This is a genomic window from Gracilibacillus sp. YIM 98692, from assembly GCF_010993965.1.
Taxonomy (GTDB): domain Bacteria; phylum Bacillota; class Bacilli; order Bacillales; family Amphibacillaceae; genus Gracilibacillus.
This window is the reverse complement of record NZ_WIXM01000054.1, coordinates 1-9,860: the sequence shown is the minus strand read 5'-3', so window position 1 is coordinate 9,860 and position 9,860 is coordinate 1. Positions and strand designations below refer to the sequence as shown.

Annotated in this window: 9 protein-coding genes; 7 read left to right on the top strand and 2 right to left on the bottom strand. The window is 34.6% G+C overall.

Going from position 1 to position 9,860, the window contains the following annotated elements:
• Positions 1-268 precede the first annotated feature (268 nt).
• Together GHD00_RS20445 and GHD00_RS20440 are read left to right on the top strand one after the other, a co-directional pair.
• Complete coding sequence (locus tag GHD00_RS20445) at positions 269-829, top strand: 5-formyltetrahydrofolate cyclo-ligase (RefSeq protein WP_163540037.1); 561 nt, start codon at positions 269-271, stop codon at positions 827-829.
• 325 nt (positions 830-1,154) lie between these two features.
• Positions 1,155-2,690: a rhomboid family protein gene (locus GHD00_RS20440; protein ID WP_240468773.1), complete on the top strand. Its 1,536-nt coding sequence runs from the start codon at positions 1,155-1,157 to the stop codon at positions 2,688-2,690.
• Here the strand turns inward: GHD00_RS20440 and GHD00_RS20435 are convergent, their stop codons facing one another.
• The gene (locus GHD00_RS20435; protein WP_163540035.1) at positions 2,691-3,551 is read right to left on the bottom strand and encodes a hypothetical protein; all 861 of its coding nucleotides are present in this window, start codon (positions 3,549-3,551) and stop codon (positions 2,691-2,693) included.
• Between the two features lie 101 nt (positions 3,552-3,652).
• Here GHD00_RS20435 and GHD00_RS20430 point away from each other — a divergent pair, with 101 nt between their 5' ends.
• From GHD00_RS20430 to GHD00_RS20415, 4 genes are all read left to right on the top strand, one after another.
• Positions 3,653-5,125 carry a spore germination protein gene (locus GHD00_RS20430; RefSeq protein ID WP_205600805.1) on the top strand — a complete coding sequence of 491 codons (1,473 nt, stop codon included), beginning with the start codon at positions 3,653-3,655 and terminating at the stop codon, positions 5,123-5,125.
• A gap of 63 nt (positions 5,126-5,188) precedes the next feature.
• Entirely contained in the window at positions 5,189-5,389 is a 201-nt protein-coding gene (locus GHD00_RS20425; protein ID WP_163540033.1) for a YqgQ family protein, read from the top strand.
• A gap of 5 nt (positions 5,390-5,394) precedes the next feature.
• Entirely contained in the window at positions 5,395-6,360 is a 966-nt protein-coding gene (locus tag GHD00_RS20420; RefSeq protein WP_163540032.1) for an ROK family glucokinase, read from the top strand.
• 142 nt (positions 6,361-6,502) lie between these two features.
• On the top strand, positions 6,503-8,383 hold the full coding sequence (locus tag GHD00_RS20415; RefSeq protein WP_163540031.1) for an LTA synthase family protein: 1,881 nt from the start codon (positions 6,503-6,505) through the stop codon (positions 8,381-8,383).
• 57 nt (positions 8,384-8,440) lie between these two features.
• Here the strand turns inward: GHD00_RS20415 and GHD00_RS20410 are convergent, their stop codons facing one another.
• The gene (locus tag GHD00_RS20410) at positions 8,441-8,626 is read right to left on the bottom strand and encodes a DUF2759 family protein (RefSeq protein ID WP_163540030.1); all 186 of its coding nucleotides are present in this window, start codon (positions 8,624-8,626) and stop codon (positions 8,441-8,443) included.
• A 158-nt stretch (positions 8,627-8,784) separates the two neighbouring features.
• Here GHD00_RS20410 and GHD00_RS20405 point away from each other — a divergent pair, with 158 nt between their 5' ends.
• Positions 8,785-9,405, top strand: coding sequence for an MBL fold metallo-hydrolase (locus GHD00_RS20405; RefSeq protein ID WP_163540029.1), 621 nt, complete (start codon positions 8,785-8,787; stop codon positions 9,403-9,405).
• The last annotated feature ends 455 nt before the right edge of the window (positions 9,406-9,860 follow it).

Below are 9,860 nucleotides of genomic sequence, written 5' to 3'. Positions count from 1 at the left end.
TGAAACCCGAAGACAAGAAGGCACTATTTAATTCCTGTTTTCTACTCTACCGCGGAAAGCGAAGTATCTTGCCGAAGCGATTCTTTGCACTCAACTTCGGAAGAATGTTAGAAAGCCATGCTAAAGTTATTGCGCAGTTTATGGATATTATGCAATAAATTTTTTATAAAGCGACCATCTTTTCTGAAATAACATTTCATTAAAGTTATGATAACATCATCCGGTAATAATTTTGGAGATTACTCCATATAAAGAGGGGGTGTTCCTTATGCTTACGAAATCGGAAATCCGTAATCAAATCATGGAACGATGGAAAAAATTAGGTGAAAGGTCGCATGTTGAACGCGATATTCACCGTCATTTGCTTTCTTTAACAGAATGGAGAGAAGCAAAAACGATCGGGATTACATTATCAAGAGAAATCGAATGGGACACATATAAATTATTAGATGCAGCATGGACGGATGATAAAAATATAGTGGTGCCAAAGTGTTATCCCAAAGACAAAACGATGGCATTTTACCTTTGTCAAACCTTAGCAGACCTAGAAAATAAATATATTGATTTATGGGAACCTATTCCAAAACAGGCATCTTTAGTGGAAAAAAGCTTGATTGATTTAATGATTGTTCCAGGAATTGCGTTTGACACAAATGGGTATCGAATTGGGTATGGCGGCGGATATTATGATCGTTATTTAAAAGATTTTACTGGAACAAAAATAGCATTAGCTGCAACATTTCAAATCGTTCCAAAAATAGAGAAAGAATTACATGATATACCTGTCGAAAAATTGGTAACTGAACAGGGTGTCATTACCTGTACATAATTTAGATCCAATTAGTTAAACTAAGATCATCCCAATCATAGAAAGGAATGATGATCTTTTGCGAGTATGGAAATGGTTATCCATTATCATTAGTCTTCTAAGCACCATTGTGTTTTTACGTTCCTATATCATAAGGTTTGTGACATCCATTCCTGTACTTAGAAAGTTTCTGGTTCGAATAGCTATGAATATACCTTTTATACGAAATAAATTTATGAATAATATGTTTTCACAATAAAGAAACGGTTGATCACTAATTCTTATCAGTACCTCCAAATGATTTTTACATGATATGATATGGGTAAGGGTGAGGTTGGTGATCAATATGTATTTAAAGAATAAGTATCTGCAAAATAAATGTACTTTTGAGTTGATGTCGAAACATGGTTTTGAATGGTTATCATCTACTACAGACAAAGAGCATTATTTATTAGAAAAGCAAGAAAAAGGTAAGATATTCGTCATTAGGGTCTCGAATCAACAGTATAATTGGCGACGAGAATTAGAGAAAGATATCGAAAAATTTGAAGAATATTATGTGACAAAATTTAACAAAGGTGTATTCTTTCAAAAAATTTACTTTCATCATATTTTAGTGATGGACTTTGAACCTGTGGACGAATGGGGAGATTTAAAAAAGGGAACACATTCTTCCCCTAAAATTCAACAAACGAATGTGCACACATTTTTAGATGGTGATCAGTCATTAGATTTTTCCATCCATCATGACCCTATACTTATATCAGCGGAATTCCCAAATAACATGATTGATTTAGAACAAATGAATCATTTCTTTCAAACAAAGATTGCGAAATTGCATCAAGAAAGAACCAATCAACTCAAACAATTGTTTTTGCAAAGCAAGCCAGTTTGGATTTATCCTTTTATTATAGTGAATATCATTTTGTTTTTTATTTTGGAAATGAATGGCGGATCCACTAATCCTAAAACATTAATTCAATTTGGAGCTAAATATAACATAGCAATCATGGAAGGGGAATGGTGGCGTTTCATTACCTCTATGTTTTTACATATCGGTATCATGCACTTAACGCTTAATATGATCGCACTGTATTTTATTGGGGCACTAGTTGAAAGAATGTATGGTCATTGTCGTTTCATTTTTATATACTTTTCTGCAGGATTGACCGGGGGAATTGCTAGTTTTGCTTTTAATCCTCAAATTGCTGCAGGAGCATCAGGAGCGATTTTTGGTTTATTTGGTGCATTATTATTTTTTGGTCTGCAGTACCCTAAGATATTTTTTAAGACAATGGGATGGAATGTTTTGTTTATTTTAATGATCAATATCGTTTTCGGCTTAAGTGTTCCGCAAATAGACAATGGTGCACATCTTGGAGGCCTTATAGGGGGATTCATTGCTTCTACAACCGTAATGTTTCCACATCTTAGAAAAGGCTCATTACAAGTGATTGGTGCAATAGCATTAGCTCTTTATGCATGTGGGTTATTTTCATTCGGATATCACTATGAGGAAGTCCAAGAGGATGAAACATTGCATTTATACGTGATAGAACAACAATTAAAGGAAGACGATTATCAAACAGTAATTAATCGTTCAACGGCTGCTTTACTATATGCTGAAGATTATGAGGCGGAATTATTATTTTATAGATCTTATGCTTATCTCCAGCAGGAATTGTGGGATAAAGCACTTAGAGATCTTGAAAAAGCTGTTTCAATAAAACCGAATTTTGAAGAAGCGTATTATAATCTAGCTTTGATATACGAACAAAACAATCAGATGCAGAAAGCTGCATCATCAATAGAAAAAGCCATAGATATCAACCCCGAAAATGAGGAATATCATGACTTTTATCAAAAACTGAAGCCTGAATAATCATGACGCAATGTTTTGGTATAGCTTTTCGAGTTTGTTTTCTTGATTTTTATAAAGTACGATAATGTGATCGTTATTCTTATCGAATAGTATTAACGGCATGGTGCCTTTTTGAATGGTATCATATGAAGAGATAGGTAGTATGTAATTTTTATATAATCCTTCCCATAATTGGCCAATTACTTTATTTGTTTCATCTTGCGATAATCCGTCTATTGGCTTGTCTTGAAATCGAATCATGTCGATCAGGGGATAATATTTATATTGTGATAAATCTATATTAGCTTCCGTTATCCATTTTTTCCATGTGTAATGTAAATGTTGTTTTGTAGCTCTATCTAGTGTTTGTTTCCATTCACGATGTAAAGCAGTACTTGGTTGTCGAAATGCTTCTAATGGTGTATAAGGGGAATCTATGACATATAGATAGTCGTCGGTCATCATTTGTACGCTTTTAATCACATCGTTTGGATAATGAATTTCACCATGGTGAAAAGTAATAACTTGAAAATGACTGCTATCACTTTCCTGTAGTTCTGCATGTAATGTAATTTGTTTTTCGTCTTCCTTCCAAAGTCCTTTAATCCCTTTGAGCTGGCCATCCATATATAAGAGAGAAATATCCTGTCTTAAATATGCAGTATCGTCTAATATACTGTCTGTATCCCATTTTATGCGGAAATAATCTTTGTTTTCATCCAGTAATGTTAGCTTTGTAAAAGCAGACAAAAATGAATGTTCCGTATCATGAGGAAAATATTTAATGATTTCCTCAGTTTCTTCTGACTGCTTGTACGACACTAAAATAATAAAGCTGATCATGGCTAGTATCATAAAAGTATGTAAAATTTTTGTCTTCATTCTTTTATCACTCGCTTTATGATCTATTTGTGTTATGAAGCATGATTTATTTCCATTTGGCACACACTAACTTATAAAGTTCAACAAAGTAGGTGTGTAAAGTGGAGAAGGAAAAACCTTTATTTGATAACTATGAGAAAAATGTTCAATATATTCACGACTATTTAGGCGTAGATAAAAGTTTCGATTTGATTCACTTGGATGTGGAGTACGCTGAACGCAAAATGGCCTTGTTTTTAATTGATGGTTTAGTTAAAGATGAAATGTTACATTATTTAATGCGATTTTTAGCTACACTAGAACAAAGCCATTTAGAAAAAGAGCCTTTAGAGCATTTAATTAAGAGGTATATCCCATATGTTGAAATTGATGTGGAGGATGACCTGAATAATGCATCGAATTTAGTACTTGGCGGACCAACAGCTCTTGTTGTTGAAGGAATAGACAAAGTGATTATGATAGATGCTCGAACTTATCCTGTGAGGGGCCCTGAAGAACCAGATCTAGAAAAAGTGGTACGTGGTGCAAGAGATGGCTTTGTAGAAACGATTGTATTTAACACAGCTTTAACGAGAAGAAAGGTAAGAGATCGTACTTTAAGAATGGAGTATTCCTCTATAGGGAGACGCTCCAAAACAGACATTTGTATATGTTACATAGAAGATATTGTAGATAAAGAAAAGGTGAATATATTAAAACAACATTTAGATGAAATTGATACAGATGGATTACCTATGGCAGAAAAAACAATTGAGGAATTTCTAAGTGGTAAAACATGGAATCCCTATCCGACGATTCGATATACAGAGCGGCCAGATACTGCTTCTGCCCATTTATATGAAGGACATATTATTGTGATTATAGATGGATCTCCCAGTGTGATGATTACACCAGCAACTTTTTGGCATCATTTACAACATGCGGAAGAATATCGTCAAAAACCATTTATCGGTGTTTATTTGAGGCTAGTAAGATATATTGCGATTTGGGCTTCAGTGTTTCTTTTACCACTTTATTATTTATTAGTATCTAATGAGGGACTTTTACCTAAAGTTCTTCACTTTCTTGGACCTGAAGAGTCAGGGACGATACCGCTCATTTTTCAATTTTTAATTGCAGAAATTGGTATTGATATTCTTCGTATGGCTGCGATACATACACCTTCTGCGCTAGCAACAGCTTTAGGTCTAGTATCAGCTATTTTGATCGGTCAAATAGCGGTAGAAGTAGGTCTGTTTTCTAATGAAGTAGTATTATACTTAGCTGCAGCAGTTATGGGGACATTTGCGACACCAAGTTATGAGTTTAGCTTAGCAAATCGCATTAGTCGAATTTCGTTGTTGGTGATTACTGCAACTTTTGGTGTTGAGGGATTTGTTGTAGGGACTACATTATATATGCTTTATTTAATACAATTAAAAACCTTTTATATTGGTTATATGTGGCCATTCATCCCATTTGATTTGCAGGCCTTTATAAATGTAATCATACGCAAACCTGTACCAAATGACCATCTTCGTCCATCCTTTTTGAAACCTAACGATCCTGATAGAAAAAACGAATTGGATAGATAATACATTAGTTTTAGATTTTATTTTATCGAGCATTTTGGTATAATATTTTAGGTGATTACAAAAATGCAAAGTATTTATGAAATTCAAAAATTATTAATGAAATTTGGAACGATCATCTATATTGGTGATCGTTCTGCCGATTTAGAGCTAATGGAAGAAGAAATCAATGAGCTATATCAAGTGAATATGATCACAAAAGATGAGTATTGGCAAGCAAAGCTTGTTATGAAGAAAGAGAAAAATAAAATAAATGGAGAAGGGTGAGGCAGATGCATAAGGATTTATTAATAGGTGTAGATATTGGGGGAACGACAGTTAAACACGCTGTGATTTCTGTAGAAGGAAATATGCTGGAGAAATGGGAAATTCCAACTCGATTAGACAATAATGGGGAACAAGTACCATATGATATCTGGGAATCCATTCAAAAAAAATTGAAGGAATTAGATATCGAAAAAAATAGAATTTTAGGAATTGGAGTAGGTGCCCCTGGTTTTATTGATCCAGAAACGGGTAATGTGGCTATAGCAGTTAACATTGGATGGAAAGATTATCATTTACAAAATATATTAGCAGAGCTATCAGAGTTAAACGTTTACGTGGAAAATGATGCAAATATTGCGGCATTGGGAGAAAACTGGAAAGGTTCAGGTAACCAAGTAAAGAATATGATAGCTGTAACCCTTGGAACTGGAGTCGGAGGAGGTATTATCTCCAATGGCCAAATTGTGAACGGTGCAAATGGAACTGCTGGAGAAATAGGTCATATTACCGTAGAACAAAATGGTGCAGCTTGTAATTGCGGGCGTAAGGGTTGTTTAGAAACAGTGACGTCTGCTACAGGAATCGTTCGTCAAGCCAAACAATTAATAGAGGAAGGCAAAGCCCCTCAATTATTAGAGAAACAATCTGAAGTTGGTGAACTTACAACAAAAGAAATATTTGAAGTGGCGGCAACTCATGATGAAGCAGCAAATCAAGTGTTGGATTATGTTTTTAATGTACTGGGTCAAACTTTAGCTAATTTAGCTATTACAACAAACCCAGCAAAAATTGTTATAGGTGGCGGTGTGTCAAAAGCAGGCAGTCAGTTATTAGAGCCAGTGAAAAAAGCATTTCAATCACACACACTGGCACGTACAAACGAAGCATGCGAATTTGCGATCGCTGCTCTAGGTAATGATGCAGGAGTTTATGGTGGGGCATACTTGGTATTACAACATACAAAGCAGTAATTATGTAAAGTAATTGTTAACTTTTTTTAATTTTGATGAAACTTCTATGAGATTATTATCGTCTATAATAGAGAGAGAAGATTAAAAGAAAAATAGACTATTATCTACTAAATGTGGGGCAATTTATGAGGAGGAATATCGAATGAATAATAAGAAGCTGCAATTGCCGCTATATTTGCTTGCAGCATTGCTGTTTGGGTTGAAAACGTATGTTGTATACCGATTTATATTTAACATTTCATTAGAAAACTTCCTGCAAGAAGTTATTCTATTTATAAATCCATTTGTTACAGCGTTTTTTATATTTGCTATCGCTGTGTGGTTTCAAAAAAGAAGGCAATTAAAATATACGAAATATATGATATTATTAGGATCGCTTATTTTGTATTTTAATATTGTCTTTTATCGAAATTTTTCAGACTTTATAACAATTCCACTGCTATTTCAAGGAAGTAATGCTGCTGATCTTGGTTCCAGTGTGTTAGGTCTTGTTGAATGGTGGGATATAGCGCTATTTTTAGATGTTATCGTTGTATGGTATGCAGCAAAGAAATATGGTGATAACCTGCTATTGCAAGCTAATAAACGTTATAAAAGGTTAGCATTTGCATTATCCATCATACTTTTAGTAGTAAATTATGGATTAGCACAAATCGAACGTCCTCAACTACTACAACGTACTTTTGATCGAGAGTATTTAGTTAAAAATATTGGTGTCTTTAATTATCATATATATGATGCCGTATTACATTCTAAATCAAAGGCACAGAGAGCTTTTGCGGATGGAAATGAGTTATCGGAAATAACAGATTACATGGAGAATGAAACAACTATTAATGAAAAAAGTGAACTTTTCGGTGTCGCAAAAGATAAGAATGTTATCTTTATTTCTCTAGAGTCAGTCCAAAGTTTTGTGATCAATAATACGATGAATGGGCAAGAAGTAACGCCATTTTTAAATGAATTAATTGATGATAGCTACTATTTTGAAAATTTCTATCATCAAACAGAACAAGGAAAAACATCTGATTCAGAATTTCTTGTTGAAAATTCATTATACCCATCTTCACGTGGGGCAGTATACTTTACCCATGCTCAAAATGATTATCATGCTTTACCTGAAATAATCGGTCAACATGGATACAATTCAAATGTGTTCCATGCTAACAACAAAAGTTTTTGGAATCGTGATGTGATGTATGATAATGTTGGTTATGAACGTTTTTATGATATAAATGCATATGAAGAGACAGATGAAAATTCAGTAGGTTGGGGATTAAAAGATGAAGAGTTTTTCAGTCAATCCATGAAATATTTACAAGGATTGCCACAACCGTTTTATTCAAAATTTATCACCTTAACTAATCATTATCCGTTTGATTTAGATGAAGAGGATGCTACGATAGATAAATATAACTCGAATTCAAAAACGCTAAATCAATATTTCCAAACTGTACGTTATACAGATGAATCTCTACGAGAATTTTTTGATGACTTGAAGCAATCAGGATTATATGAAGATTCCATTATTGTTATAATGGGAGACCATTATGGTATTAGTGATTTTCATAAAAAGGCGATGAGCCAGTATTTAGAAACTGAGTACAATGATTATCAGCATATTCAAGCTCAAAGGGTACCATTTTATATTCATATACCTGGACATGATGGTGAAGTTATATCAAAAATCGCTGGACAAATTGATGTAAAACCTACTTTATTACACCTTTTAGGTATAGATACAAGTAATGACTTGTCATTTGGTACAGATCTATTTTTAGATGAACGTAAGGATTTTATTGCATTACGTGACGGCAGCTTTATCACAGATGATTATGTGTATACAAAAGACCAGTGTTTTAATAGAGAAACAGGTGAATTGTTGGATAGTACGAATCAGTTAGCGGGTGAAGGAGAAGACTCTGTTTGTCAGCCTTATGTAGAAAAGGTGGAAAAGGAATTATCTTATTCCGATCAAATTGTGTATGGTGATTTATTCCGCTTTTACGATTTTAAAGATTAAAAAAAGAACCTGATCTTGGTAAAGATCAGGTTCTTTTTATTTGTTTCTTTAATGGGATTAGGCTTGTCCCGTAAAAAGTGGTAGGATAAGCTCCCAATAGAGTGTTGCAATTGAAAAGAAGCCAAATACAAGGGCAGATAATGCAGCAAAAGCTGCTCCAAACATATTCTGTGTTTTAAATTCACGGACAATAGCAACAACACAAAGAATAGTAACTACAAGCATGATAAATCCTAGTTCCATAATGTATTTCCTCCTATCTAGCGTATAAGCATTTCCAAACAATTGGTTTCAAGTTATAATATGTATAGTTTCATTATCACTCATACATTCTAAATCAAAAACTGACATTTGTCTATTGAAATTGAAGAAAAATATTTTTAAAAAAGGAGTACAAAAAAATGAATGTGAAAATGCTAACATTAGGACCACTGCAAACAAATTGCTATATATTATATCAACAAGGTAAAGCTTTAATAGTGGACCCAGCTAATGACGGAGAGCATATTATAAAAGAGTTAGATGCATTAAAATTAGAACCTGTTGCTGTTCTATTAACTCATGCACATTTTGATCATATCGGTGCATTAGAGTCTGTTCGAGAGAATTATCAAATTCCTGTTTATATTCATGAAACAGAAAGTGAGTGGCTTACGAATCCGTCACTAAATGGCTCGCAATTATTTGGAGCAGGTGATGTCATTTGTCAAGAGGCAGAAAATGATTTAAAAGAAGGGAATTTGCGGATTGATGACTTTCAATTGGAGGTTCGCCATATCCCTGGGCATTCACCAGGCGGCGTAAGCTTTATTTTTCATCAACATCACATCATTATAGGTGGAGATAGTCTATTCCGTCAGGCAATTGGAAGAACGGATTTGCCTGGTGGCAGCATGGAAGCATTACTGGAAAATATTGAAGAAAAACTATTCACTCTACCAGGCACTTATACAGTCTATCCAGGACATGGACCTAGTACGACAATAGAAGAAGAGAAACAGGAAAACCCGTTCTTTAACTAGACTTTGTTCTAAAAGATTGTTACTTTTTAAAATAAACCTTATTGCGCAATATCAATAAACTGCGCAATAACTTTAGCATGGCTTTCTAACATTCTTCCCAAGTTGAATGCAAAGAATCGCTTCGGCAAGATACTTCGCTTTCCGCGGACACGGCCTCAGCCTCCTCGCTCGTCCCTCGTCCCTCGCTGCGGGGTCTTCGGACACGTGTTGTTTCCGCAGGAGTCTACGTATCTTGCCTACGCTATTAGTGAGGTTCTAATTTTTGAAAGAATAAATCTTGTGAAATCAGTGCTCCATGGAGCTCTTCTCACTCGAATAGAAAACCACAAAAAGCTGTGAAAAAATGCGACACTCCTGGGGGAACAGCGCGAGCTGAAGATCCCGCAGACAGTGGGTTTCTGCCGAGGAAGCTGAAGCCGTGCCGCGTGCCTAGCAAGCCGTTCATTGCTAATTGG